This window comes from Pseudomonas sp. B2021, assembly GCF_018135665.1.
Classification (GTDB): domain Bacteria; phylum Pseudomonadota; class Gammaproteobacteria; order Pseudomonadales; family Pseudomonadaceae; genus Aquipseudomonas; species Aquipseudomonas lactis.
The window spans coordinates 5,736,824-5,759,743 of record NZ_SMOF01000001.1; the positions used below are offsets into that span (position 1 = coordinate 5,736,824).

At 61.5% G+C, this 22,920-nt stretch carries 26 protein-coding genes; 16 read left to right on the forward strand and 10 right to left on the reverse strand.

The features are described from left to right. The first annotated feature begins 11 nt into the window (after positions 1-11). A complete protein-coding gene (locus tag E1K68_RS25970) occupies positions 12-1,016 on the forward strand; it encodes an aspartate carbamoyltransferase catalytic subunit (RefSeq protein ID WP_003195072.1) in 1,005 nt (334 codons plus the stop codon). Next, positions 1,013-2,284 (forward strand): dihydroorotase, encoded by a 1,272-nt coding sequence (locus tag E1K68_RS25975; RefSeq protein WP_034128939.1) that lies wholly within the window; start codon positions 1,013-1,015, stop codon positions 2,282-2,284. The genes E1K68_RS25970 and E1K68_RS25975 overlap by 4 nt, the downstream gene beginning before the upstream one ends. A 132-nt stretch (positions 2,285-2,416) precedes the next feature. Here E1K68_RS25975 and E1K68_RS25980 read toward each other — a convergent pair whose 3' ends face one another. After that, positions 2,417-2,845 (reverse strand): TM2 domain-containing protein, encoded by a 429-nt coding sequence (locus tag E1K68_RS25980; RefSeq protein WP_003195076.1) that lies wholly within the window; start codon positions 2,843-2,845, stop codon positions 2,417-2,419. A gap of 249 nt (positions 2,846-3,094) precedes the next feature. Here E1K68_RS25980 and E1K68_RS25985 point away from each other — a divergent pair, with 249 nt between their 5' ends. Then, positions 3,095-3,733 (forward strand): C40 family peptidase, encoded by a 639-nt coding sequence (locus E1K68_RS25985; RefSeq protein WP_057710249.1) that lies wholly within the window; start codon positions 3,095-3,097, stop codon positions 3,731-3,733. 148 nt (positions 3,734-3,881) lie between these two features. Here E1K68_RS25985 and E1K68_RS25990 read toward each other — a convergent pair whose 3' ends face one another. Next, a complete protein-coding gene (locus E1K68_RS25990; protein ID WP_137204160.1) occupies positions 3,882-4,916 on the reverse strand; it encodes a type IV pilus twitching motility protein PilT in 1,035 nt (344 codons plus the stop codon). 57 nt (positions 4,917-4,973) lie between these two features. On the opposite strand from E1K68_RS25990, the gene E1K68_RS25995 reads away from it, so the two are divergent. The 9 genes from E1K68_RS25995 to E1K68_RS26035 all read left to right on the forward strand — a co-directional run bounded on the left by E1K68_RS25995 (position 4,974) and on the right by E1K68_RS26035 (position 11,722). Next, positions 4,974-5,660 carry a YggS family pyridoxal phosphate-dependent enzyme gene (locus E1K68_RS25995; protein WP_003195083.1) on the forward strand — a complete coding sequence of 229 codons (687 nt, stop codon included), beginning with the start codon at positions 4,974-4,976 and terminating at the stop codon, positions 5,658-5,660. A gap of 33 nt (positions 5,661-5,693) precedes the next feature. Beyond that, the gene (proC, locus tag E1K68_RS26000; RefSeq protein ID WP_032902278.1) at positions 5,694-6,512 is read left to right on the forward strand and encodes a pyrroline-5-carboxylate reductase; all 819 of its coding nucleotides are present in this window, start codon (positions 5,694-5,696) and stop codon (positions 6,510-6,512) included. A 25-nt stretch (positions 6,513-6,537) separates the two neighbouring features. Further along, positions 6,538-7,125: a YggT family protein gene (locus E1K68_RS26005; RefSeq protein WP_057710247.1), complete on the forward strand. Its 588-nt coding sequence runs from the start codon at positions 6,538-6,540 to the stop codon at positions 7,123-7,125. Positions 7,126-7,363: 238 nt separating this feature from the next. Beyond that, complete coding sequence (locus E1K68_RS26010; protein ID WP_137204159.1) at positions 7,364-8,503, forward strand: homoserine O-acetyltransferase; 1,140 nt, start codon at positions 7,364-7,366, stop codon at positions 8,501-8,503. Between the two features lie 7 nt (positions 8,504-8,510). Next, positions 8,511-9,131, forward strand: a complete 621-nt coding sequence (metW, locus tag E1K68_RS26015) for a methionine biosynthesis protein MetW (RefSeq protein WP_003195091.1) — start codon at positions 8,511-8,513, stop codon at positions 9,129-9,131. A gap of 21 nt (positions 9,132-9,152) precedes the next feature. Further along, on the forward strand, positions 9,153-9,587 hold the full coding sequence (locus E1K68_RS26020; protein WP_003195093.1) for a DUF4426 domain-containing protein: 435 nt from the start codon (positions 9,153-9,155) through the stop codon (positions 9,585-9,587). Further along, on the forward strand, positions 9,584-10,180 hold the full coding sequence (gene rdgB / locus E1K68_RS26025) for an RdgB/HAM1 family non-canonical purine NTP pyrophosphatase (protein WP_003195095.1): 597 nt from the start codon (positions 9,584-9,586) through the stop codon (positions 10,178-10,180). Before E1K68_RS26020 ends, rdgB begins: the two co-directional genes overlap by 4 nt. Next, positions 10,177-11,379, forward strand: coding sequence for a radical SAM family heme chaperone HemW (hemW, locus tag E1K68_RS26030; protein WP_212614822.1), 1,203 nt, complete (start codon positions 10,177-10,179; stop codon positions 11,377-11,379). Before rdgB ends, hemW begins: the two co-directional genes overlap by 4 nt. Before the next feature lie 19 nt (positions 11,380-11,398). Next, on the forward strand, positions 11,399-11,722 hold the full coding sequence (locus tag E1K68_RS26035) for a DUF3392 domain-containing protein (RefSeq protein ID WP_003195099.1): 324 nt from the start codon (positions 11,399-11,401) through the stop codon (positions 11,720-11,722). Positions 11,723-11,860: 138 nt separating this feature from the next. Here the strand turns inward: E1K68_RS26035 and trmB are convergent, their stop codons facing one another. The 4 genes from trmB to E1K68_RS26055 all read right to left on the reverse strand — a co-directional run bounded on the left by trmB (position 11,861) and on the right by E1K68_RS26055 (position 14,099). Beyond that, positions 11,861-12,586, reverse strand: coding sequence for a tRNA (guanosine(46)-N7)-methyltransferase TrmB (gene trmB / locus E1K68_RS26040; protein WP_003195101.1), 726 nt, complete (start codon positions 12,584-12,586; stop codon positions 11,861-11,863). A gap of 9 nt (positions 12,587-12,595) precedes the next feature. Then, complete coding sequence (locus tag E1K68_RS26045) at positions 12,596-13,390, reverse strand: thiazole synthase (protein ID WP_003195103.1); 795 nt, start codon at positions 13,388-13,390, stop codon at positions 12,596-12,598. 54 nt (positions 13,391-13,444) lie between these two features. Further along, positions 13,445-13,645: a sulfur carrier protein ThiS gene (gene thiS / locus E1K68_RS26050; RefSeq protein WP_032901150.1), complete on the reverse strand. Its 201-nt coding sequence runs from the start codon at positions 13,643-13,645 to the stop codon at positions 13,445-13,447. A 79-nt stretch (positions 13,646-13,724) separates the two neighbouring features. Then, entirely contained in the window at positions 13,725-14,099 is a 375-nt protein-coding gene (locus E1K68_RS26055; RefSeq protein ID WP_003195108.1) for a DUF423 domain-containing protein, read from the reverse strand. Between the two features lie 74 nt (positions 14,100-14,173). On the opposite strand from E1K68_RS26055, the gene mtgA reads away from it, so the two are divergent. Further along, a complete protein-coding gene (gene mtgA / locus E1K68_RS26060; RefSeq protein ID WP_003195110.1) occupies positions 14,174-14,896 on the forward strand; it encodes a monofunctional biosynthetic peptidoglycan transglycosylase in 723 nt (240 codons plus the stop codon). Between the two features lie 188 nt (positions 14,897-15,084). Here the strand turns inward: mtgA and rpoH are convergent, their stop codons facing one another. The 4 genes from rpoH to ftsY all read right to left on the reverse strand — a co-directional run bounded on the left by rpoH (position 15,085) and on the right by ftsY (position 19,157). Continuing rightward, positions 15,085-15,939, reverse strand: a complete 855-nt coding sequence (gene rpoH / locus E1K68_RS26065; RefSeq protein WP_003176698.1) for an RNA polymerase sigma factor RpoH — start codon at positions 15,937-15,939, stop codon at positions 15,085-15,087. A gap of 130 nt (positions 15,940-16,069) precedes the next feature. Then, positions 16,070-17,092, reverse strand: coding sequence for a permease-like cell division protein FtsX (gene ftsX, locus E1K68_RS26070; RefSeq protein ID WP_003195111.1), 1,023 nt, complete (start codon positions 17,090-17,092; stop codon positions 16,070-16,072). Next, positions 17,089-17,760 (reverse strand): cell division ATP-binding protein FtsE, encoded by a 672-nt coding sequence (gene ftsE, locus E1K68_RS26075; protein ID WP_003195112.1) that lies wholly within the window; start codon positions 17,758-17,760, stop codon positions 17,089-17,091. The genes ftsX and ftsE overlap by 4 nt, the downstream gene beginning before the upstream one ends. Beyond that, complete coding sequence (gene ftsY / locus E1K68_RS26080; RefSeq protein ID WP_212614823.1) at positions 17,757-19,157, reverse strand: signal recognition particle-docking protein FtsY; 1,401 nt, start codon at positions 19,155-19,157, stop codon at positions 17,757-17,759. Before ftsY ends, ftsE begins: the two co-directional genes overlap by 4 nt. 232 nt (positions 19,158-19,389) lie before the next feature. Between ftsY and E1K68_RS26085 the strand changes: the two genes are divergently transcribed. Genes E1K68_RS26085 through rsmD form a run of 3 tightly spaced genes read left to right on the forward strand, consistent with a single transcriptional unit; the run spans position 19,390 to position 22,833 of the window. Further along, a complete protein-coding gene (locus tag E1K68_RS26085; protein ID WP_003195117.1) occupies positions 19,390-20,745 on the forward strand; it encodes a pitrilysin family protein in 1,356 nt (451 codons plus the stop codon). Then, positions 20,738-22,228: a pitrilysin family protein gene (locus E1K68_RS26090; protein ID WP_032894697.1), complete on the forward strand. Its 1,491-nt coding sequence runs from the start codon at positions 20,738-20,740 to the stop codon at positions 22,226-22,228. Before E1K68_RS26085 ends, E1K68_RS26090 begins: the two co-directional genes overlap by 8 nt. Then, positions 22,228-22,833 carry a 16S rRNA (guanine(966)-N(2))-methyltransferase RsmD gene (gene rsmD / locus E1K68_RS26095; protein ID WP_044269606.1) on the forward strand — a complete coding sequence of 202 codons (606 nt, stop codon included), beginning with the start codon at positions 22,228-22,230 and terminating at the stop codon, positions 22,831-22,833. The genes E1K68_RS26090 and rsmD overlap by 1 nt, the downstream gene beginning before the upstream one ends. The last annotated feature ends 87 nt before the right edge of the window (positions 22,834-22,920 follow it).

Here is a 22,920-nt window from a genome sequence, read left to right on the forward strand (position 1 = left end):
GAGTCCCCGCGATGACGCCTCTAGATGCCAAGCGCCCGCTGCAGCTCAATGCTCAGGGCCAGTTGCAACACTTCTTGTCCCTCGACGGTTTGCCCCGCGAACTGCTCACCGAAATCCTCGACACCGCCGACTCATTCCTGGAAGTCGGTGGCCGAGCAGTGAAGAAAGTCCCGTTGTTGCGCGGTAAAACTATCTGCAACGTGTTCTTCGAGAACTCCACCCGCACCCGCACCACCTTTGAACTGGCGGCCCAGCGGCTGTCGGCCGATGTGATCACGCTGAACGTGTCCACCTCGTCGGCGAGCAAAGGCGAAACCCTGCTCGACACCCTGCGCAACCTGGAAGCCATGGCAGCCGACATGTTCGTGGTACGCCACGGCGACTCCGGCGCTGCGCACTTTATTGCTGAGCATGTGTGCCCGAACGTGGCAATCATCAATGGCGGCGACGGCCGCCACGCGCACCCGACCCAGGGCATGCTCGACATGCTCACCATTCGTCGGCACAAGGGCAGCTTTGAAAACCTCTCGGTGGCCATCGTCGGCGACATCCTGCATTCGCGGGTAGCACGTTCGAACATGCTGGCCCTCAAAGCCCTGGGTTGCCCGGATATCCGCGTGATTGCGCCCAAGACCTTGTTGCCCATCGGCATCGAACAGTATGGCGTGAAGGTCTACACCGACATGGCCGAGGGCCTCAAGGATGTGGACGTGGTGATCATGCTGCGCCTGCAACGCGAGCGCATGGCCGGGGGCTTATTGCCCAGCGAAGGTGAATTTTACCGCCTGTTCGGGCTGACCACCGCACGCCTGGGCATGGCCAAGCCGGATGCCATCGTGATGCACCCGGGGCCGATCAACCGTGGCGTAGAAATTGAGTCGGCGGTGGCCGACGGCCCACAGTCGGTGATTCTCAACCAAGTGACCTACGGCATCGCGGTGCGTATGGCCGTGCTGTCCATGGCCATGAGCGGGCAAACCGCGCAACGTCAATTCGAGCAGGAGCAGGCCCAGTGAAGCTCAGCATTCTCGGCGCCCGAGTCATCGACCCGGCCAGTGGCCTGGACCAAGTTACCGATCTACACCTGGACGCCGGCAAGATCGTCGCCATCGGCGCCGCCCCCGCAGGCTTCAACGCCGGCCAGAGCATCGATGCCAAGGGCCTGGTGGCCGCGCCTGGGCTGGTGGACTTGAATGTCGCCCTGCGCGAGCCGGGCTACAGCCGCAAAGGCAACATCGCCAGCGAAACCCAGGCCGCCGCAGCCGGTGGTGTGACCAGCCTGTGTTGCCCGCCCAACACCAAGCCGGTGCTGGACACGTCGGCCGTGACCGAACTGATCCTCGACCGCGCCCGCGAAGCCGGCAATTGCAAAGTGTTTCCCATTGGCGCCTTGAGCAAGGGCCTGGATGGCGAACAACTTGCCGAATTGATCGCCCTACGTGACGCCGGTTGCGTAGCCTTCGGCAATGGCCTGGAAAGCTTTCGCAGCACACGCACCTTGTGCCGCGCCCTGGAATACGCGGCCACGTTCGACTTGACGGTGATCTTCCATTCCCAGGACCGCGACCTGGCCGAAGGTGGCCTGGCCCATGAAGGCGCAGTGGCCAGCTTCCTCGGCCTGCCGGGCATTCCGGAAACCGCAGAAACCGTGGCTCTCGCCCGCGACCTGTTGCTGGTAGAACAAAGCGGCGTGCGTGCGCATTTCAGCCAGTTGACCAGCGCCCGGGGCGTGGCTTTGATCGCCCAGGCCCAGGCCCGTGGCTTACGGGTAACCGCGGATGTCGCCCTGTACCAACTGATCCTGACGGATGAGGCGCTGATCGACTTCTCCAGCCTGTACCACGTACAGCCCCCGCTGCGCACCAAGGCAGACCGTGACGGTTTGCGTGCGGCGGTGAAGTCGGGTGTGGTGTCGGCGATTTCCAGCCATCACCAACCTCACGAGCGCGACGCCAAGCTGGCACCGTTTGGCGCGACCGAGCCGGGCATCAGCAGCGTGGAGTTGTTGCTGCCATTGGCGATGACGCTGGTAGAAGACGGCTTGCTGGACCTGCCGACACTGCTGGCACGCCTGAGCGCCGGCCCGGCCGAGGCACTGCGCTTGCCAGCGGGCCAGTTGGCGGTGGGCTCACCGGCGGACCTGGTGCTGTTCGACCTGGCAAGCTCGACGGTGGCTGGTGAGCGCTGGTTGTCCAAGGGCGAAAACTGCCCGTTCATCGGCCACAGCCTGCCGGCGACGGTGCGGTATACCTTGATGGATGGGCGGATCAGCTACCAGGCTTGATAACTCGCCTATCTAATGTGGTTACGGTCAATGTGGGAGCCGGCTTGCCTGCGATAGCATCACCTCGGTCTACCTGATACACCGAGGTGCCTGCATCGCAGGCAAGCCAGCTCCCACACTGCGCTATAGTGCTCAACGGCCGCTATTGCGCTCGGCATTGCGGATCGAAATCTGCGTGTTCAACGTCCAGAAGTCATACAGCACTCCGACCAGGAACAAACCGCCGGTCAGCAGGTAGATCAGGCCGGTGATCCATTTGCCCTGATACATGCGGTGCACACCAAACACCCCCAGGAACGCCAACAGAATCCAGGCCACGTTGTATTCAATCGGCCCAGCGGTAAACCGCAGGTCGGCCTCACGGTCCATGGCCGGGATCAGGAACAAGTCGATCAGCCAGCCAATACCCAGCAAGCCGAAAGTGAAAAACCAGATCGTACCGGTCACGGGCTTGCCGTAATAAAAGCGATGAGCCCCGGTAAAACCGAAAATCCACAGCAGGTAACCAATCGCCTTACTGTGGGTATCGTGCTGCTGACCAACCTGTTGATAGGTGTTCATGAAGGACCTCTTTTGCGTCGATAGATAAATTTTTTCATTTTCTTTGTGACTTTTTTACGGGCGCCCGACGTACGGTAAATGGTATCTTCCTGCCCTCAAAGCCTTGTGCCACCTGCCTTGTGTAGGACAATTGCGGCGAATCGTCGCGTTTTTCCTGAGTTTGACCCCAAGGTTCAGTCGACAAACGGCCTGAGAACAGCACAAAAAGCTGTTATAAAGTTGCGCGCAAACCCATAAGAGCCACGCCTAATGCGACCATTTTTCAAGACATGGCTAACCATTTGCCTATTAATGCCACTGGCCGCCCACGCCACCAATCGTGAGCAACGACTTCCGAACGTTAACGGTTTCACCCCTAAAGTCCATAGCACGCCCAGCACTGCCAAATCAGCAAAGCCAACCGTCAGCCGCCCGACCCAACTGAGCAAGGTCAACGGCAAAGCGCTTTCCACCCAACTGGCAGTGAACACCAAGCAAAGCAGCAACGTCTTGAGCCGTGCCGTCAACGTGCTCGGTACACCTTATCGTTGGGGCGGCAGCAGCCCAAGTAAAGGGTTCGACTGCAGCGGGCTGGTGAAATATGCATTTAACGATGTGAAAGCGGTAGACCTGCCCCGCACTTCCAACGCCATGGCAGCCGGCCACGGGTTGAAGGTTGACCGCAAGGACCTCAAACCGGGCGACCTGTTGTTCTTCAAGCTCAAGAGCCGCCAGGTCAACCACGTTGCCATCTACCTGGGCAACGACCGTTTTATCCACGCACCGCGCCGTGGCAAGTCGGTGAGCATCGACACGCTGAAAAAGCCGTTCTGGGACAAGAACTACGTAATTGCCAAGCGGGTACTGCCTAAAGAGCAGAACAGCAACCTGCGGATCGTGCAGCGCTAAGCCAGGCACCACTGAAGCTCCCCATTTGAAATGCAATCAAATGTGGGAGCTGGCTTGCCTGCGATGACGGTGTGTCAGTTGGCAGAGAGAGTGCCTGACAGCCCGCTATCGCAGGCAAGCCAGCTCCCACATTGTGTGTCTGTGCGTTTTAGATATCTGCCGGCACCCTCGCCTTCTCCCGCGCCTCTTCCCGGCTGACCAGCCCTGCGCCGACCAACGCCTTCAAACTCATATCCAGGGTCTTCATCCCCAACGCCCCACCTGTCTGGATCGCCGAAACCATCTGCGCCACCTTGTCTTCGCGAATCAAGTTACGAATCGCCGGGGTGCCCAGCATGATTTCATGGGCCGCCACGCGCCCACCGCCCACTTTCTTCACCAGCACCTGGGACACCACCGCCTGCAACGACTCCGACAGCATCGAGCGGACCATCGCCTTCTCCCCGGCCGGGAAGACGTCCACCAGCCTGTCTACCGTCTTTGCCGCCGACGAGGTGTGCAGGGTGCCAAACACCAGGTGCCCGGTCTCTGCCGCCGTCAGCGCCAGGCGGATGGTTTCAAGGTCGCGCAGTTCACCCACCAGGATCACATCCGGGTCTTCGCGCAGGGCGGAACGCAGGGCCTGCGAGAAACTGAGGGTATCGCGATGCACCTGGCGCTGGTTGACCAGGGCCATTTTCGGCCTGTGGATAAACTCGATGGGGTCTTCCAGCGTGAGGATATGCTGGCGACGGTGTCGGTTGAGGTCGTCAATCATCGCCGCCAGGGTCGTGGACTTGCCCGAGCCGGTGGGCCCGGTCACCAGCACCAGCCCGCGAGGGAAGCGGGCGATACGCTGGAACACCTCGCCCAACCTCAGGTCTTCCAGGCTCTGGACCTCAGCCGGAATAGCCCGAAACACCGCACCCACGCCGCGATCCTGGCGGAACACGTTCGCCCGGAACCGGGCGACGCCTGGCAACTCGAAGGCAAAATCCGTTTCAAGAGATGTTTCGAAATCCTTTTGTTGATGTTTATTCAGCAAAGGGCTCAATAAGTCGACCACTTGGGTAGCGCTCAGCGCCGGCCCATCCAGGGGCCAAACCTCGCCATCAATGCGCAGCATGGGTGCCAGGCCGGCTGACAAATGCAGGTCTGAGGCGCCTCGGCTTACGCTGGCCGTCAGCAATTGCGTGATATCCATAGGGCTTTCCATTTCCAGTAGAATGCCGCGGACTCCATATCCACGGGCGCATCTTGAATGTCGACGATAGCAGACAACATCGGCCTGGTTAGCCAGCGCATCCGCGCCGCAGCCGACGCCGTGCAACGTGACGCAAGCAGCATCCACCTGCTGGCCGTGAGCAAGACCAAACCGGCGCAGGCAGTGCGCGAAGCCTATGCCGCCGGGCTGCGCGACTTTGGTGAAAACTACCTGCAGGAAGCCCTGGGCAAACAGGCGGAATTAACCGACCTGCCCTTGAGTTGGCACTTCATCGGCCCCATTCAATCGAACAAGACTCGTGCCATCGCCGAGCACTTCGCTTGGGTGCACTCCGTGGACCGCCTGAAAATCGCACAACGCCTGTCCGAACAACGCCCGGCCGACCTGCCGCCGCTCAATATCTGCATCCAGGTCAATGTCAGTGGCGAAGCCAGCAAGTCCGGCTGCACGCCCGCTGACCTGCCGGCCCTGGCCACAGCGATCAGCGCCCTGCCGCGCTTGAAGCTGCGGGGCTTGATGGCGATTCCCGAGCCGACGCAAGACCGGGCGGAGCAGGATGCGGCGTTCGCCACGGTGCGCGACTTGCAAGCCAGCTTGAACCTGGCGCTGGACACACTTTCCATGGGCATGAGCCACGACCTTGAGTCGGCCATTGCCCAAGGCGCCACCTGGGTGCGGATCGGTACCGCCCTGTTTGGCGCCCGCGACTACGGCCAGCCGTGAAATGGCTGACATCCCTCGAAATAAGGACCTGTCATGAGCAACACGCGTATTGCCTTTATCGGCGCCGGTAACATGGCGGCCAGCCTGATCGGTGGCCTGCGGGCCAAGGGCCTGGACGCCGAGCAGATCCGCGCCAGCGATCCCGGTGCCGAAACCCGCGAGCGCGTCAGCGCCGAACACGGTATCCAGACCTTCGCCGATAACGCCGAGGCCATCCACGGCGTCGATGTGATCGTGCTGGCGGTCAAGCCCCAGGCCATGAAGGCCGTGTGCGAGAGCCTGCGCCCGAGCCTGCAACCCCATCAACTGGTGGTGTCGATTGCCGCTGGCATCACCTGCGCCAGCATGACCAACTGGCTCGGTGCCCAGCCCATTGTGCGCTGCATGCCCAACACCCCGGCGCTGCTGCGCCAGGGCGTCAGCGGTTTGTATGCCACTGGCGAAGTCACCGCGCAGCAACGTGACCAGGCCCAGGAACTGCTGTCTGCGGTGGGCATCGCCGTGTGGCTGGAGCAGGAACAGCAACTGGATGCGGTTACCGCCGTTTCCGGTAGTGGCCCGGCCTACTTCTTCCTGCTGATCGAGGCCATGACGGCCGCCGGCGTCAAGCTGGGCCTGCCCCACGACGTGGCCGAGCAACTGGCGGAGCAAACCGCCCTGGGCGCCGCGAAAATGGCGGTCGGCAGCGAGGTGGATGCCGCCGAACTGCGCCGTCGCGTCACCTCGCCAGGTGGTACCACACAAGCGGCTATTGAGTCGTTCCAGGCCGGGGGCTTTGAAGCCCTGGTGGAAACAGCCCTGGGTGCCGCCGCACATCGTTCAGCCGAGATGGCTGAGCAACTGGGCAAATAGTCGTCCCTTACCAAGGTAATCAAACATGCTCGGAATCAATGACGCTGCCATTTTCATCATCCAGACCCTGGGCAGCCTGTACCTGCTGATCGTACTGATGCGCTTTATCCTGCAACTGGTGCGTGCGAACTTCTACAACCCGCTGTGCCAGTTCGTGGTGAAGGCCACCCAACCGCTGCTCAAGCCGCTGCGCCGGGTGATCCCGAGCCTGTTCGGCCTGGACATGTCGTCGCTGGTGCTGGCGCTGTTGCTGCAGATTTTGCTGTTCGTGGTGATCCTGATGCTCAATGGATACCAGGCCTTCACCGTGCTGCTGTTGCCATGGGGCCTGATCGGGATTTTCTCGCTGTTCCTGAAGATCATTTTCTGGTCGATGATCATCAGCGTGATCCTGTCCTGGGTCGCACCGGGTAGCCGTAGCCCGGGTGCCGAGCTGGTCTATCAGATCACCGAGCCGGTGCTGGCGCCGTTCCGTCGTCTGATCCCCAACCTGGGCGGCCTGGATATTTCGCCGATCTTTGCGTTTATCGCGATTCAACTGCTGCAGAGCTGGGTGATTCCACGCCTGGCCTACTTTGCCTACATGCCAAAAGAGTTGTTTGGCCTGATCTGAATGCCGTAGCCCCTATGGGGGTGGCTTGCCTGCGATAGCATGGCTTGTGCTGATCGTTCCCACGCTCTGCGTGTGAATGCAGCCCGTGACGCTCCGCGTCACCAGGGCAGGACGCAGAGCGTCCCAAGAGGCATTCCCACGCGGAGCGTGGGAACGATCACGCTAACCCCCGACCATTGCTTGCCGCTAGGGTCCCCGCTCTTTAGACTTACGCCTCATTTAAACGAGAGCAGGGTCGATGCCAGCTGCCTTCCCCCCCGATTCTGTTGGACTGGTCGTGCCACAAGTGGCGCATTTCAGCGAACCCCTGGCCCTGGCCTGCGGCCGTTCGTTGCCAGCCTACGACCTGATCTACGAAACCTATGGCCAACTGAACGCCACGGCGAGCAACGCCGTGCTGATCTGCCATGCCTTGTCCGGCCATCATCACGCCGCCGGTTTCCATAGCGTTGACGACCGCAAGCCCGGCTGGTGGGACAGTTGTATCGGCCCCGGCAAGCCCATCGACACCCATAAGTTCTTTGTGGTCAGCCTGAACAACCTCGGCGGCTGCAACGGTTCCACCGGCCCCAGCAGCCTCAACCCGGAAACCGGTAAGCCGTTCGGCGCCGACTTCCCGGTGCTGACCGTGGAAGACTGGGTGCACAGCCAGGCACGCCTGGCCGACCTGCTGGGCATCAGCCAGTGGGCCGCCGTGATTGGCGGCAGCCTGGGCGGCATGCAGGCCCTGCAATGGACCATCACCTACCCGGACCGCGTGCGTCATTGCCTGGCCATCGCCTCGGCGCCCAAGTTGTCGGCGCAGAACATCGCCTTCAACGAAGTGGCGCGCCAGGCGATCCTCACCGACCCCGACTTCCACGGTGGTTCGTTCCAGGAAGCGGGCGTGATCCCCAAGCGTGGCTTGATGCTGGCGCGGATGGTCGGCCACATCACCTACCTGTCCGACGATTCCATGGGCGAGAAATTCGGCCGTGGCCTCAAGAGCGAGAAACTCAACTACGACTTCCACAGCGTCGAGTTCCAAGTGGAGAGCTACCTGCGTTACCAGGGCGAGGAATTCTCAGGGCGCTTTGACGCCAACACCTACCTGCTGATGACCAAGGCCCTGGACTACTTCGACCCGGCCGCCAACCACGATGACGACCTGGCAAAAACCTTCGAGCACGCCACGGCCAAGTTCTGCGTGATGTCGTTCACCACTGACTGGCGCTTTTCGCCGGCACGCTCCCGTGAGCTGGTGGATGCCCTGATGGCCGCCAAGAAAGACGTCTGCTACCTGGAGATCGATGCACCGCAAGGCCACGACGCCTTCCTGATTCCGATCCCACGTTACCTGCAGGCGTTCAGTAACTACATGAACCGCATTACTTTGTGAGAACGCCATGAGAGCCGACCTGGAAATCATCCAAGACTGGATCCCCGCCGGCAGCCGCGTGCTCGACCTGGGCTGCGGCGACGGCGAACTGCTGAGCTGGCTGCGCGACCACAAGCAAGTCACCGGCTACGGCCTGGAAAACGACCCGGACAACATCGCCCAGTGCGTGGCCAAGGGCATCAACGTGATCGAGCAGGACCTGGACAAGGGCCTGGGCAACTTTGCCAGCAACAGCTTCGATATCGTGGTGATGACCCAGGCCCTGCAAGCGGTGCACTACCCGGACCGCATCCTCGACGAAATGCTGCGCGTTGGCCGCCAATGCATCATCACTTTCCCCAACTTTGGCCACTGGCGCTGCCGCTGGTACCTGGCCACCAAGGGGCGCATGCCGGTCTCCGACTTCCTGCCCTACACCTGGTACAACACGCCGAACATCCACTTTTGCACCTTCGAAGACTTCGAAGCCCTGTGTGGCGAGCGTGAAGCCAAGGTGATCAACCGCCTTGCCGTCGATCAACAGCACCGCCACGGCTGGGCGAGTAAGCTATGGCCCAACCTGTTGGGCGAAATTGGTATTTACCGGGTCAGCAGTCCTGGCCTGACCGACCACAAAGTTGCCGTCTAATCATCTTCAAGAGGGACGTTCATGAGTCGTTTGGCTATTTTTCTATTGACCGCATGCCTGGGCGCCAGCGCCATGGCCGCCGACACTATCGACGCTAATCGCAAAAAAGACTTCGGCGATATCACCGTTCATTACAACACCTTCACTTCAAGCTTCCTGCCCGCTGAGACCGCCCAAAAAGTCGGTGTGGTGCGCAGCAAGGAGAAGGGTTTGATTAACGTGACCGTGATCAAGGGCGTAAGCCCGGTGGCCGCGCAAGTCACTGGCACGGTCAAGGATTTGGGCGGCAAGAGCGAGATCCTGACGTTCAAGCAGATCGAAGAGAAAAGCGGCATCAGCTACCTCGCGCCCTACTCGGTGACCCAGCGGGAATACAAGACGTTTACCATCAACGTTGAAACCGGCGGCAAGGCCCACGGCTTCCAATTCAACCAAGAACTGTTCCCGGCCGAATGATGAACCTTACCCAACTCGTACTCGCCAGCCACAACGCCGGCAAACTCAAAGAACTGCAAGCCATGCTAGGTGAGTCTGTGCACCTGCGTTCGATTGGCGAGTTCAGCCAGGTCGAACCGGAAGAGACCGGCCTGTCGTTCGTCGAGAATGCCATCCTCAAGGCCCGCAACGCCGCACGTATCTCTGGCCTGCCAGCCCTGGCAGATGATTCGGGCCTGGCCGTGGATTTCCTCGGCGGCGCGCCTGGCATCTACTCGGCCCGTTACGCCGACGGCAAAGGTGATGCGGCTAATAACGCCAAGCTGCTCGACGCCCTCAAGGACGTGCCGGAGGCCGAGCGCGGCGCGCAGTTCGTCTGCGTGCTGGCGTTGGTGCGGCACGCCGATGACCCGTTGCCGATCCTGTGTGAAGGCCTGTGGCACGGCCGCATCCTGCAGGCGGCCAGCGGTGAGCATGGCTTTGGCTATGACCCGCTGTTCTGGGTGCCGGAGCGTAATGTCTCCAGCGCCGAACTGAGCCCGGCCGACAAAAACCAAATCAGCCACCGCGCCCGCGCCATGGCGTTGCTGCGCCAGCGCCTAGGTTTGAAATGACCCAGAACACCTCTGCGCAGCCGCTGATCCACGGCGGCGCGCAAACACCCCGGGCGACGCTGCCCCACCTGCCGCCCCTGGCGCTGTACATCCATATTCCGTGGTGCGTGCGCAAATGCCCGTATTGCGACTTCAACTCCCACACCGCCAGTAAGGTGCTGCCGGAAGAAGAGTATGTGGACGCCTTGCTGGCGGACCTGGACCAAGACCTGCACGCCGTTTATGGCCGTGAACTGAGTTCGATTTTCTTCGGCGGCGGCACGCCCAGCCTGTTCAGCGCTGCTGCACTGGGCCGCCTGCTCAAAGGCGTTGAAGCGCGCATCCCGTTTGCCGACGATATCGAGATCACCCTGGAAGCCAACCCCGGGACGTTCGAACAAGAGAAGTTCGTGGCGTACCGCAAGCTGGGGATCAATCGCCTGTCCATCGGCATCCAGAGCTTCCAGCAAGAGAAGCTTGAAGCCCTGGGCCGCATTCACAATGGTGACGAAGCCGCACGCGCCGCCGGTATGGCGCGCCAGGCCGGGTTCGATAACTTCAACCTGGACTTGATGCACGGTTTGCCCAACCAGTCCCTCGACGACGCCTTGGGCGACTTGCGCCAGGCTATTGCGCTCAAGCCGACGCACCTGTCCTGGTACCAACTGACCCTGGAACCCAACACCGTGTTCTGGAACCAGCCACCCGTGCTGCCGGAAGACGACACGCTGTGGGATATCCAGGAAGCCGGCCAGGCACTGCTCGCCGAACACGGTTACGCACAATATGAAGTCTCGGCCTACGCCCAACCGGGGCGGCCGGCGCGGCATAACCTCAATTACTGGAGCTTTGGCGACTTTATCGGCATCGGCGCCGGCGCCCACGGCAAGCTCAGCCACCCGGACGGACGCATCATCCGCACCTGGAAAACCCGTGCACCAAAGGACTACCTCAACCCGGCCAAAAGCTTCCAGGCCGGCGCGAAAGAACTGACCAACGACGAACTGCCGTTCGAGTTCCTGATGAACGCGCTGCGCCTCACCGACGGGGTTGATGCCAAGCTCTACGCCGAGCGCACCGGCCTTGATCTGGCGAGCCTCGACGAAGGCCGCCGCGACGCAGAACAAAGTGGATTAATGCAGGTCGAAACGTCACGCCTGGCGGCCACCGACCGCGGGCAACTCTTTCTCAATGACCTGTTGCAGAAGTTTTTGAGCTGATAGCTCTTAAGGAAATCGAATGGATCTGGTACTCGACCTGCTCGCCACCGTATCCCGCTGGAGCCGTAGCAACCTGTCGGAAATCTCGTTGGCCCTTGTAGGCTGTTTGCTGGTGCTGTTCGGCGCCGACATCAAGGGCTGGGTCGAAGCACGCCTGGGCAGCATCGCCGGCGCCTTGCGCGTACCCTTGATGGCCCTGCTGTGCCTGATCGGCAGCGGTGCGGCGTTGATCTACGCCACGCCGTGGATTGTGCGGGGGTTGAGCCAGTTCAATAACTACAGCCTGGCACCGGTGTTGATCGTGGTGCTGGTGTTGATTGGCGTCGTCGCAGACCGCCGCTGACCCAGCAGGCACTACAAAACACATGTGGGAGCTGGCTTGCCTGCGATGCAGACACCTCGGTGTATCAGTGGTACCGAGGTGATGCTATCGCAGGCAAGCCAGCTCCCACATTGGATTGCGTTTCAAGCGGATGACTGTTTAAGCCAGCTTCTCGAACTTCAAATCCCACACCCCATGCCCCAACCGCTCGCCACGGCGTTCGAACTTGGTGATCGGCCGCTCGGCCGGGCGTGGCACGCATTTGCCGTCTTCGGCCAGGTTGCGGTAGCCAGGGGCGACGTTCATCACTTCCAGCATGTATTCCGCGTACGGTTCCCAGTCGGTGGCCATGTGCAGGATGCCGCCCACTTTCAGCTTGCTGCGTACCAGCTCCGCGAAGGAGGCCTGGACGATGCGGCGCTTGTGGTGACGGGCCTTGTGCCATGGGTCGGGGAAGAACAGCATCAGGCGGTCGAGGCTGTTGTCAGCGATGCAGCGGTTGAGCACTTCAATCGCGTCGCAGTCGTAGACCCGCAGGTTTTTAAGGCCCTGGGTCAGCACACCGTTAAGCAGTGCGCCAACGCCTGGGCGGTGGACTTCCACACCGATGAAATCCTGCTCCGGCGCGGCTGCGGCCATTTCCAGCAGGGAATGGCCCATGCCGAAACCGATTTCCAGGGAGCGTGGGGCCGAACGGCCAAACACTTGGTCGTAGTCCACCGGCGCGTCGGCCAGAGGCAACACGAACAGCGGCGTGCCCTGCTCCAGGCCCTTTTGCTGGCCTTCGGTCATGCGGCCGGCGCGCATCACAAAACTCTTGATGCGGCGGTGCTTGGACTCGTCGCCCTCTTCCACGGTGTTCGGCGTTTCGTTTGATTCAGTCATCAATAGCTCTTACTTGATCAGACCATCCAGCGGCGAAGAGGCGCTGGCATAGAGTTTTTTCGGCATGCGCCCGGCGAGGTAGGCCAGGCGGCCCGCGACGATGGCGTGGTTCATGGCTTGGGCCATCATGATTGGTTGCTGGGCATGGGCAATGGCCGAGTTCATCAGCACCGCGTCGCAGCCCAGTTCCATGGCGATGGTTGCGTCGGAGGCAGTGCCCACGCCCGCATCCACCAGCACCGGGATCTTGGCTTCTTCAAGGATGATCTGCAGGTTGTACGGGTTGCAGATGCCCAGGCCGGAACCGATCAGACCGGCCAGCGGCATCACGGCGATGCAGCCGATTTCTGCCAGTTGGCGCGCGATGATCGGGTCATCGCTGGTGTAGACCATCACGTCGAAACCTTCCTTGACCAGGGTTTCGGCGGCCTTGAGGGTTTCGATCACATTGGGGAACAGGGTTTTCTGGTCGGCCAGCACTTCCAGCTTCACCAGGTTGTGGCCGTCGAGCAGCTCACGGGCCAGGCGGCAGGTGCGCACGGCTTCGATGGCGTCGTAGCAGCCAGCGGTGTTTGGCAGAAAGGTGTAGCGCTGCGGCGAGAGCACTTCGAGCAGGTTCGGCTCGCCCTCGATCTGGCCGAGGTTGGTGCGGCGCACGGCGAAGGTGACGATCTCGGCACCCGAGGCTTCGATGGCCAGGCGGGTTTCTTCCATGTCGCGGTACTTGCCGGTGCCGACCAGCAGACGGGACTGGTAGGTACGACCGGCCAGGACGAAAGGCTTGTCGCTACGAACGATGCTCATGGGAAATCCTCTGGTTGGATGAGGTTCTGCAGAATGCGTTGCGGCCGTGGCAGGCTAGCCGCCGCCGATGGCGTGGACCACTTCGACCTGGTCACCTTCGGTGAGCGCAGTCTCGGCGTGCTGGCTACGCGGGACGATATCCAGGTTGAGCTCCACTGCGACGCGACGCCCGGTCAGGTCCAGACGGGTCAGCAGGGCCGCAACGGTTTCGCCATCGGGAAGTTCAAAGGGTTCGCCGTTCAACTGAATGCGCATGCCACGGGCCGCCATCGTTTTTAGGGGCCAGCATTCTAGCGCGATTGGAACCTGAAGGTCAGCTCCAAGCGTCAAGCGGTCAAAGCTGCAAGCGCCACGCCGCCAGGCCCAGGAAGAACCAGCCAAGCAGGAACGCCAGCCCGCCAAACGGCGTGATGATTCCCAGTTTACTGATGCCGGTCATCGTCAGCACATACAGGCTGCCCGAGAACAGCAGGATGCCGACGGTGAACGAAATTCCCGCCCAGGTGACCAGCCGGCCCGGAATATGCGCCACCAGCAAGGCCACGCCGAACAATGCCAGGGCATGCACCAACTGGTAGGTCACGCCGGTATGGAAGATCGCCAGGTAGTCGGCGCTCAGGCGGTTTTTCAGGCCGTGGGCGGCGAACGCGCCCAGCGCAACGCCAGTAAAGCCGAAAAAGGCAGCCAGCATCAGAAAGCTACGCAGCATGGGGAACTCCAGTCAGACTCATCGGGCAGGGTCTGTATAATGGCCCGCTCAACGGGTTCGGCCAAGCCATCTCTATGCTGCGTGTCCTCTTCAAACGCTTTCTCAACGTCGTGAAATGGTTTGCCATCGGCAGTGTGTTGCTGGTGCTGCTGTTTCGTGTGGTGCCGCCGCCGTTCACTGCGCTGATGGTGGAGCGCAAGGTTGAGTCCTGGATAGATGGCGAACCCATTGACCTGCAACGCAGCTGGGTGCCGTGGGATGAAATCTCCGATGACCTGAAAGTGGCGGTGATGGCCGGTGAAGACCAGCGCTTCCCGCAACATTGGGGCTTTGATTTTGGCGCGATCCAGGCGGCGATCCTGCACAACGAGCGTGGCGGCTCGATTCGCGGTGCCAGCACCCTGAGCCAGCAGGTGTCGAAAAACCTGTTCCTGTGGGCCGGGCGCAGCTATTTGCGCAAAGGCCTGGAGGCGTGGTTTACCGGCTTGATCGAAGTGTTGTGGCCCAAGCAGCGGATTCTTGAGGTGTACCTCAACAGCGTGGAATGGGATGAAGGTGTGTTTGGCGCAGAGGCCGCGGCGCGGCACCATTTTGGCGTGAATGCCAAAGCGCTTTCGCGGCAGCAGGCCAGCTACCTGGCGGCGGTGCTGCCTAATCCGCGGGTGTGGAGTGCCAGCCATCCGACGGCCTATGTGGCACGCAGAGCGGCATGGATTCGTCAGCAGATGAGCCAGTTGGGTGGGGATGGTTACCTAATGGAGCTGAACACTACCCGCAAAGCCCCCTGGTCCGACTGACACAATACGGGACCTGTGGGAGCTGGCTTGCCTGCGATAGCGGTGGGTCAGTAACCCATGTTTTAACTGACACGGCCTCATCGCAGGCAAGCCAGCTCCCACATTAAACCGAGTTGGGCTTGAGACTTTTCGAACACATACAAAAATGCCCCGATCTTTCGACCGGGGCATTTTTTGTTCGCTGCGTTTTAGGCGGCGATCGACAACTTCAGCTTGTTCATTGCGCTTTTCTCAAGCTGACGAATCCGCTCGGCCGACACGTTGTACTTCTGCGCCAGGTCGTGCAGCGTGGCTTTTTCTTCTGCCAGCCAGCGCTGGTAGAGAATGTCACGGCTGCGGTCGTCCAGCACTTCCAGCGCTTCGTGCAGGTTGTGGTTGGAGTTGTCGCTCCAGTCGGCGTCTTCGAGTTGACGCGCCGGGTCGTACCGGTGGTCTTCCAGGTAGTTGGCCGGCGATTGGAAGGCGCTGTCGTCATCCGCTTCGGCGGCTGGGTCGAAGGCCATGTCATGGCCGGTCAGGCGGCTTTCCATCTCGCGCACTTCACGCGGCTCCACGCCGAGGCTTTCGGCCACGCGGTGGACTTCTTCGTTGTTCAGCCACGCCAGGCGTTTTTTCTGGCTGCGCAGGTTGAAGAACAGCTTGCGCTGGGCCTTGGTGGTGGCCACTTTCACGATGCGCCAGTTGCGCAGGATGAACTCGTGGATTTCCGCCTTGATCCAGTGCACGGCAAACGACACCAGGCGCACACCCATTTCAGGGTTGAAACGCTTCACAGCCTTCATCAGGCCGACGTTGCCTTCCTGAATCAGGTCGGCCTGGGCCAGACCGTAGCCGCTATAGCTACGGGCGATATGTACGACAAAACGCAGGTGGGCGAGCACCATCTGCCGAGCCGCCCCCAAATCCTGCTCATAGTAGAGACTCTCGGCCAGTTCACGCTCCTGCTCGGGCGTCAGCAATGGAATGCTGTTGACCGTGTGCACATAAGCCTCCAGGTTCGCACCTGGGACCAAGGCATAAGCAGGTTGCAAAGAAGTGGTCATACGAAAAAACCTCCGACTCACATAACTCGTGCAGTTCAGCACTGCGAAAATTGACCTGGGAACCGTAGGACAAGTTCCCTAAACCGCTGATACGGTCAATACAAACGAAACCACATTAATCTGGCATTAACTACTTCGGCGCCAGCTCACGTAAATGCCGTGCCACCGCAATCCACGCACCGATATACCCCAACAAGACCGCGCCAAGCAAGAGACTCAGACCATCGGCTACCGGCACACCGGCCAACGCGAAATCACTGCCGTAGAGCCCGGCCAAGCCGACAACCGCGTCGTTCAACCAATCCAGGCCAAACGCCAGTACGCCCCAGGACAAGATCCCCGCACCCAGGCCATACAACGCGCCCATGTAGAGGAAAGGCCGACGCACATAGCTGTCTGTGCCGCCCACCAGTTTAATCACTTCTATCTCGGTGCGACGGTTTTCAATATGAAGACGAATGGTATTACCTATCACCAAAAGTAATGCAGACACTAATAACACCGTCAGGCCGAACACAAAGCGGTCACCCAGCTTGAGGATCGCGGCCAGGCGCTCTACCCAGACTAGATCAAGTTGCGCCTGTTGCACCTTCGGCATCTCTGCGAGTTTTTGTCGCAGGGCTTCCAGCGCCGGCTTGTCGACCTCGTTCGGCGTTACCAGCACCACGCCCGGCAGCGGGTTCTGCGGCAGCTCCTTGAGCGCCTCGCCCAGGCCCGATTGCTGCTGGAACTCTTCAAGGGCCTGGTCGCGGCTGATGTACTCAGCCTCGGCAACCCCCGGGATGTTCTTGATGTCATCGCGCAGCGCTTCGCCTTCCTTGCTGCTGGTGTCCAGGTTCAGGTACAGCGAAATCTGCGCCGCCCGCTGCCAGGAGCCGCCCAGGCGCTCCACATTATTAAGCAACAGCGACAAGCCCATCGGCAGGCTCAAGGCCACGGCCATGACCAGGCAGGTGAAAAAGCTGCCGATCGGCTGCTTGCCCAGGCGACGCAGGCTGTCCAGCAGGCTGGCGCGGTGGCTTTCGATCCAGGCGTGCACCAGGGTGCCGAAGTCCGGGCCGTCGTCTTCGTCGTGTTTTTTCTTTTTCGGTTGCGGGTCGGCCGGCTTCGGAGCCACCCGTTCGGATACTTTAGGGCTGCGTGTAGCACTCATACGCCAGCCTCCCCATCGCCGATCAGGCGGCCGCGTTGCAGGGTGAGCATGCGATGGCGCATGCGGGCAATCAGGGCCAGGTCGTGGCTGGCGATCAAGACGCTGGTGCCCAGGCGGTTGATGTCTTCGAACACCCCCATAATCTCGGCCGCCAGGCGCGGGTCGAGGTTACCGGTGGGCTCGTCCGCCAGCAGCAAAGCCGGGCGATGGACGATGGCGCGGGCGATACCGACACGCTGTTGCTGGCCGGTGGACAGGTCGCCGGGGAAGAGGTCGGTCTTGTCCGACAAGGCCACGCGTTCCAGGGCCGAGTCCACGCGTTTGACGATCTCGGCCTTGGACAGCCCGAGGATCTGCAACGGCAGGGCCACGTTGTTGAACACCGTGCGGTCGAACAGCAACTGGTGGTTCTGGAACACCACGCCGATCTGGCGGCGCAGGAATGGAATTTGCGCATTGCTGATAGTGGCCAGGTCCTGGCCCGCCAGCAGCAACTTGCCGGTAGTCGGGCGTTCCATGGCCAGCAGCAGGCGCAACAGCGTACTTTTGCCTGCGCCCGAATGGCCGGTGACAAACAAGAATTCGCCGCGACGCACTCGAAAGCTCAGCTCATGCAAGCCCACATGCCCGTTGGCATAGCGTTTACCGACCTGTTCGAATCGAATCATGAACGCTCCCGCTCGGCAAACAGTGCCTGTACAAAGGGTTCGGCTTCAAAGGTGCGCAGGTCGTCGATGCCTTCACCGACGCCGATATAACGAATCGGCAACCCGAACTGTTTGGCCAGGGCGAAAATCACACCGCCCTTGGCCGTGCCGTCGAGCTTAGTCAATGCCAAGCCGGTCAGCTGCACCGTCTGGTTGAATTGCTTGGCCTGGCTGATGGCGTTCTGGCCGGTACCGGCGTCGAGCACCAGCAGGACTTCATGGGGTGCATCGGCGTCGAGCTTGCCGATCACGCGGCGCACTTTCTTCAGCTCTTCCATCAAATTGTCTTTGGTGTGCAGGCGGCCGGCTGTATCAGCGATCAGCACATCGATGTTGCGCGCCTTGGCGGCTTGCACAGCATCGAAGATCACCGAAGCAGAGTCGGCACCGGTGTGCTGGGCGATCACCGGGATCTTGTTGCGCTCACCCCACACCTGCAACTGCTCGACGGCCGCGGCACGGAAGGTGTCACCGGCGGCGAGCATGACTTTCTTGCCTTCACCCTGCAGCTTCTTGGCCAGCTTGCCGATGGTGGTGGTCTTGCCAGCGCCGTTTACGCCTACCACGAGGATGACGAAAGGCTTTTTCGGCGTGATCACCAGCGGCGCCTCAACCGGCTTGAGCATGGCGGCCAGCTCAGCCTGCAGGGATTTGTACAGCGCATCGGCGTCGGTCAACTGCTTGCGCGCGACCTTCTGCGTCAGGCTCTGGATAATCACGGCGGTGGCTTCGACGCCCACGTCGGCGGTTAGCAGGCGGGTCTCGATGTCTTCCAGCAACTCGTCATCAATGACTTTCTTGCCCAGAAACAGGCTGGCCATGCCTTCGCCAATACTGGCGCTGGTCTTGCTCAGGCCCTGCTTGAGGCGGGCAAAGAATCCGGTTTTGCTGGTTTCGGTTACGGCAGCGGCGGGTTCTGGCTCGATAACGGCAGGTGCAGCGACAACCGGTGCAGGCACTTCGACGACGGGCGGTACTTCAGCCACAACCTCTACCGGCGCCGGCTCAGCCACTGCCGGAATCGGCGGCACGACGTGCTCGGCCTGAACATCCTCCACCAACGCCACGGGCTCTTCGGCCACGGGCAGCTCCAACCAGGGCTTGTGCTCGGGCTCAGGCTCAGGTTCCGGCGCGGCCTCGGCGACCGGCTGCAACACCGGCTCAGCCATCGGCAACACCACCGGAACTGGCGTCTCGGCAACCGGTTCGGCTTCTATTACGGGTTCAGGGGTCGGTTCGGCGTGAACCTGTGGCTGTTGAACGACGGTTTCCTGCGGCTTTTTGCGCAGCCATCCGAACAGGCCTTTCTTCTCGCCAGCCGCAGCTGGGGTCTTCTTGTCGTCGTTGGAACCAAACATGGAGACGGCTATCTCAAGGTAGCGACGCGCCACAGGGCGCGCCGGTAAATAAAATTCGATGCGTAACAGACTGTTTTTTAGCCAGCTCGTTCATGCGCAACATTTTGTAAGGCCTAAATAGGGCCTTCACAAGACAGCCGCAGTGGCCGTCCTTAAGTCGGACCAGTATCCTAGCACCTCCTCGCCCGCCGACGCTAAGACCAAGCGGGCAGCCCAACAGGTTTAAAAACGAATGAATGCTCTAGCCCGCCGCGCCGCAGGCCTGCTGTTCAGCACAGTTTGTCTGCCTCTCTCAGCTTTGGCTGCCGATCCACAACCCACCCATGAATTCACCCTCGATAACGGCCTCAAGGTGGTCGTGCGCGAAGATCATCGCGCGCCGGTGGTGGTTTCCCAGGTCTGGTACAAGGTTGGCTCAAGCTACGAAACCCCGGGCCAGACCGGTTTGTCCCACGCCCTGGAACACATGATGTTCAAGGGCAGCGCCAAGGTCGGCCCCGGCGAAGCCTCGCTGATCCTGCGCGACCTGGGCGCCGAAGAAAATGCGTTCACCAGCGACGACTACACCGCGTATTACCAGGTATTGGCCCGTGACCGCCTGGGCGTGGCCTTTGAGCTGGAAGCCGACCGCATGGCCAGCCTGCGCCTGCCGGCCGACGAGTTCAGCCGTGAAATCGAGGTAATCAAAGAAGAACGCCGCCTGCGCACCGACGATAACCCCATGTCCAAGGCGTTCGAGCGCTTCAAGGCCATGGCGTTCCCGGCCAGCGGCTACCACACGCCGACCATCGGCTGGATGGCCGACCTGGACCGCATGAAGGTCGAAGAACTGCGCCACTGGTACCAATCCTGGTACGTGCCGAACAACGCCACCTTGGTGGTGGTCGGCGACGTGACCCCGGACGAGGTGAAAAACCTCGCCCAACGTTACTTCGGCCCGATCCCCAAGCGTGACGTGCCACCGGCAAAAATCCCGATGGAACTGGCCGAGCCCGGCGAGCGCCTGCTGACCCTGCACGTGCAGACCCAACTGCCGAGCGTGTTCCTGGGCTTCAACGTGCCCGGCCTGGCCACCGCCGAAGACAAACGCTCGGTACAGGCCCTGCGCCTGATCTCGGCCCTGCTGGACGGCGGCTACAGTGCACGGATCTCCGAGCAACTGGAACGCGGTGAGGAGCTGGTGTCCGCCGCTTCCACCAACTACGACGCCTACACCCGTGGCGACAGCCTGTTCACCCTCTCGGCCACGCCGAACCAGCAGAAGAAGAAAACCGTCGCCCAAGCCGAAGCCGGCCTGTGGCGCCTGCTCGATGAGTTGAAGGCCAAGCCGCCGACCGCCGAAGAACTGGAGCGCATCCGTGCCCAGGTGATTGCCGGCCTGGTGTACCAGCGTGATTCCATCACCAGCCAGGCCACGGCCATTGGCTCCCTGGAAACCGTCGGCCTGTCCTGGAAACTCATGGACACCGAGCTTGCCGACCTGCAAAGCGTGACCCCGGAAGACATCCAGAAGGCTGCACGCACCTATTTCACCCGCGAACGTCTGAGCGTCGCCCATGTTTTGCCTGAGGAGACCGCTCATGAGTGATCGCAAAAACAGCCGCCTGATCCTGCCCGGCCTGATCGCCGTCACCCTGATGGCGGCCAGCGCCGTTTACTTCTTGCGCCCCAGCGAGTCGGTCGCCAGCCAGGCCCTGGACAAGGCTCAAACGGCCAGCACCCTGCAATCCCTGGCGGAACTGGATGGCAAGGCACCGACCAACCGCAAGCTCGACGTACAAACCTGGACCACCGCCGAAGGCGCCAAGGTGCTGTTCGTCGAAGCCCATGAGTTGCCGATGTTCGACATGCGCCTGCTGTTCGCCGCCGGCAGCAGCCAGGATGGCGACGTGCCAGGCCTGGCGCTGATGACCAACGCCATGCTCAACGAAGGCGTGCCGGGCAAGGACGTCAGCCAGATCGCCAGTGGCTTCGAAGGCCTGGGGGCCGACTTTGGCAACGGCGCCTACCGCGACATGGCGCTGGTGACCCTGCGCAGCCTGAGCGACAGCGCCAAGCGTGACGCAGCCCTGTCACTGTTCAACCAGGTGATCGGCCAGCCGACGTTCCCGGCAGACTCACTGGCACGCATCAAGAACCAGATCCTGGCCGGTTTCGAGTACCAGAAGCAGAACCCTGGCAAACTGGCGAGCATCGAGCTGTTCAAGCGTCTGTACGGCGACCACCCTTACGCGCACCCGAGCGAAGGCACCCCCGAGAGCGTGCCGAAGATTACCCTGGCGCAGTTGCAGGCGTTCCACGCCAAGGCCTATGCGGCGGGTAACGCGGTGATTGCAGTGGTGGGCGACCTGACCCGCGCCGAAGCTGAAGCCATGACGGCCAAGGTGTCCGCGTCGCTGCCCAAAGGCCCGGCTATGGCCAAGATCGCCCAGCCGACCGAGCCAAAAGCCGGCCTGAGCCGTATCGAGTTCCCGTCCAAGCAAACCCACCTGCTGTTTGCGCAGTTGGGCATCGACCGTGCCGACCCGGATTACGCAGCCTTGTCCCTGGGTAACCAGATCCTCGGCGGCGGCGGCTTCGGCACCCGTTTGATGAGCGAAGTGCGGGAGAAACGCGGCCTGACCTACGGCGTGTACTCCGGGTTCTCACCAATGCAGGTGCGCGGCCCGTTCATGATCAACCTGCAGACCCGCGCCGAAATGAGTGGTGGCACCTTGCGCTTGGTCGAGGACGTGCTGGCTGACTACCTCAAGACCGGCCCGACGCAAAAGGAACTGGATGACGCCAAGCGCGAGCTGGCCGGCAGCTTCCCGCTGTCCACCGCCAGCAACGCCGATATCGTCGGACAGTTGGGCGCCATGGGTTTCTACAACCTGCCGCTGAGCTATCTGGAAGATTTCATGAAACAATCCCAGGCCCTGACCGTCGATCAGGTCAAGGCTGCAATGAATAAACACTTGAGCGCCGACAAGATGGTCATCGTGACCGCCGGCCCGACGATTGCGCAAAAGCCACTACCGCCCCCCACTGATAAACCTGCCGAGCAGCCGCTCGGGGTTCCGGAGCATTAATGGCCAGTTCATCTCGCCCGAAAAAACCTGTCCACAACGTGCATAACGGTGTGGGCCAACTGCGCATCATTGGCGGTGAATGGGGCAGCCGCAAGCTGAGCTTCCCCGACGTCGTGGGCCTGCGCCCGACGCCCGACCGCGTGCGTGAAACCCTGTTCAACTGGCTCGCACCGTACATTGGCGGGGCCAAGGTGCTGGACCCGTTCGCTGGCAGCGGCGCGCTGTTCCTGGAGGCGCTGTCCCGTGGCGCGGCCCAGGGCCAGGCGCTGGACGCCAGCAACGTGGCGGTATCCAGCCTCAAGGAGCACCTGGGCACGCTGCGTTGCACCACCGGCCAGGTGCAGACGGCGGACGCGCTGCGCTACCTGGAAACCCAGGCGGCGACTGAATACGACGTAGTGTTCCTCGACCCACCGTTCAACCAGAACCTGCTGCCGGCCGTCTGCACCCTGCTGGAAGAACGCCAGTGGCTGGCAGCGGATGCCTGGATCTACACTGAGAGCGAGACCGCGCCCTCCACGCTCGGCCTGCCAAGTGGCTGGCGCCTGCACCGGGAGCAGAAGTCCGGGCGGGTGTATTACGCGTTGTGGCATCGCGCCCTGTAGGAGCGAGCTTGCTCGCGAAGGTCAAACAGGCGACACGGGCTGTCTGACAGCGCCGCGTTATCGTTAACGTTTTCCGCGAGCAAGCTC

Coding starts and splice junctions, on each gene's coding strand:
- E1K68_RS26055 (WP_003195108.1), bottom strand. CDS start 14,099: ATGCTGCGTAGCTTTCTGATGCTGGCTGCCTTTTTCGGCTTTACTGGC.
- E1K68_RS26090 (WP_032894697.1), top strand. CDS start 20,738: ATGAGTGATCGCAAAAACAGCCGCCTGATCCTGCCCGGCCTGATCGCC.
- E1K68_RS26010 (WP_137204159.1), top strand. CDS start 7,364: ATGCCAGCTGCCTTCCCCCCCGATTCTGTTGGACTGGTCGTGCCACAA.
- ftsY (WP_212614823.1), bottom strand. CDS start 19,157: ATGTTTGGTTCCAACGACGACAAGAAGACCCCAGCTGCGGCTGGCGAG.
- E1K68_RS25990 (WP_137204160.1), bottom strand. CDS start 4,916: ATGGATATCACGCAATTGCTGACGGCCAGCGTAAGCCGAGGCGCCTCA.
- rsmD (WP_044269606.1), top strand. CDS start 22,228: ATGGCCAGTTCATCTCGCCCGAAAAAACCTGTCCACAACGTGCATAAC.
- E1K68_RS25985 (WP_057710249.1), top strand. CDS start 3,095: ATGCGACCATTTTTCAAGACATGGCTAACCATTTGCCTATTAATGCCA.
- E1K68_RS25995 (WP_003195083.1), top strand. CDS start 4,974: ATGTCGACGATAGCAGACAACATCGGCCTGGTTAGCCAGCGCATCCGC.
- E1K68_RS25970 (WP_003195072.1), top strand. CDS start 12: ATGACGCCTCTAGATGCCAAGCGCCCGCTGCAGCTCAATGCTCAGGGC.
- ftsX (WP_003195111.1), bottom strand. CDS start 17,092: ATGAGTGCTACACGCAGCCCTAAAGTATCCGAACGGGTGGCTCCGAAG.
- thiS (WP_032901150.1), bottom strand. CDS start 13,645: ATGCGCATTCAGTTGAACGGCGAACCCTTTGAACTTCCCGATGGCGAA.
- E1K68_RS26020 (WP_003195093.1), top strand. CDS start 9,153: ATGAGTCGTTTGGCTATTTTTCTATTGACCGCATGCCTGGGCGCCAGC.
- E1K68_RS26045 (WP_003195103.1), bottom strand. CDS start 13,390: ATGAGCATCGTTCGTAGCGACAAGCCTTTCGTCCTGGCCGGTCGTACC.
- proC (WP_032902278.1), top strand. CDS start 5,694: ATGAGCAACACGCGTATTGCCTTTATCGGCGCCGGTAACATGGCGGCC.
- E1K68_RS26035 (WP_003195099.1), top strand. CDS start 11,399: ATGGATCTGGTACTCGACCTGCTCGCCACCGTATCCCGCTGGAGCCGT.
- trmB (WP_003195101.1), bottom strand. CDS start 12,586: ATGACTGAATCAAACGAAACGCCGAACACCGTGGAAGAGGGCGACGAG.
- E1K68_RS26085 (WP_003195117.1), top strand. CDS start 19,390: ATGAATGCTCTAGCCCGCCGCGCCGCAGGCCTGCTGTTCAGCACAGTT.
- hemW (WP_212614822.1), top strand. CDS start 10,177: ATGACCCAGAACACCTCTGCGCAGCCGCTGATCCACGGCGGCGCGCAA.
- mtgA (WP_003195110.1), top strand. CDS start 14,174: ATGCTGCGTGTCCTCTTCAAACGCTTTCTCAACGTCGTGAAATGGTTT.
- rpoH (WP_003176698.1), bottom strand. CDS start 15,939: ATGACCACTTCTTTGCAACCTGCTTATGCCTTGGTCCCAGGTGCGAAC.
- ftsE (WP_003195112.1), bottom strand. CDS start 17,760: ATGATTCGATTCGAACAGGTCGGTAAACGCTATGCCAACGGGCATGTG.
- E1K68_RS25980 (WP_003195076.1), bottom strand. CDS start 2,845: ATGAACACCTATCAACAGGTTGGTCAGCAGCACGATACCCACAGTAAG.
- metW (WP_003195091.1), top strand. CDS start 8,511: ATGAGAGCCGACCTGGAAATCATCCAAGACTGGATCCCCGCCGGCAGC.
- E1K68_RS26005 (WP_057710247.1), top strand. CDS start 6,538: ATGCTCGGAATCAATGACGCTGCCATTTTCATCATCCAGACCCTGGGC.
- rdgB (WP_003195095.1), top strand. CDS start 9,584: ATGATGAACCTTACCCAACTCGTACTCGCCAGCCACAACGCCGGCAAA.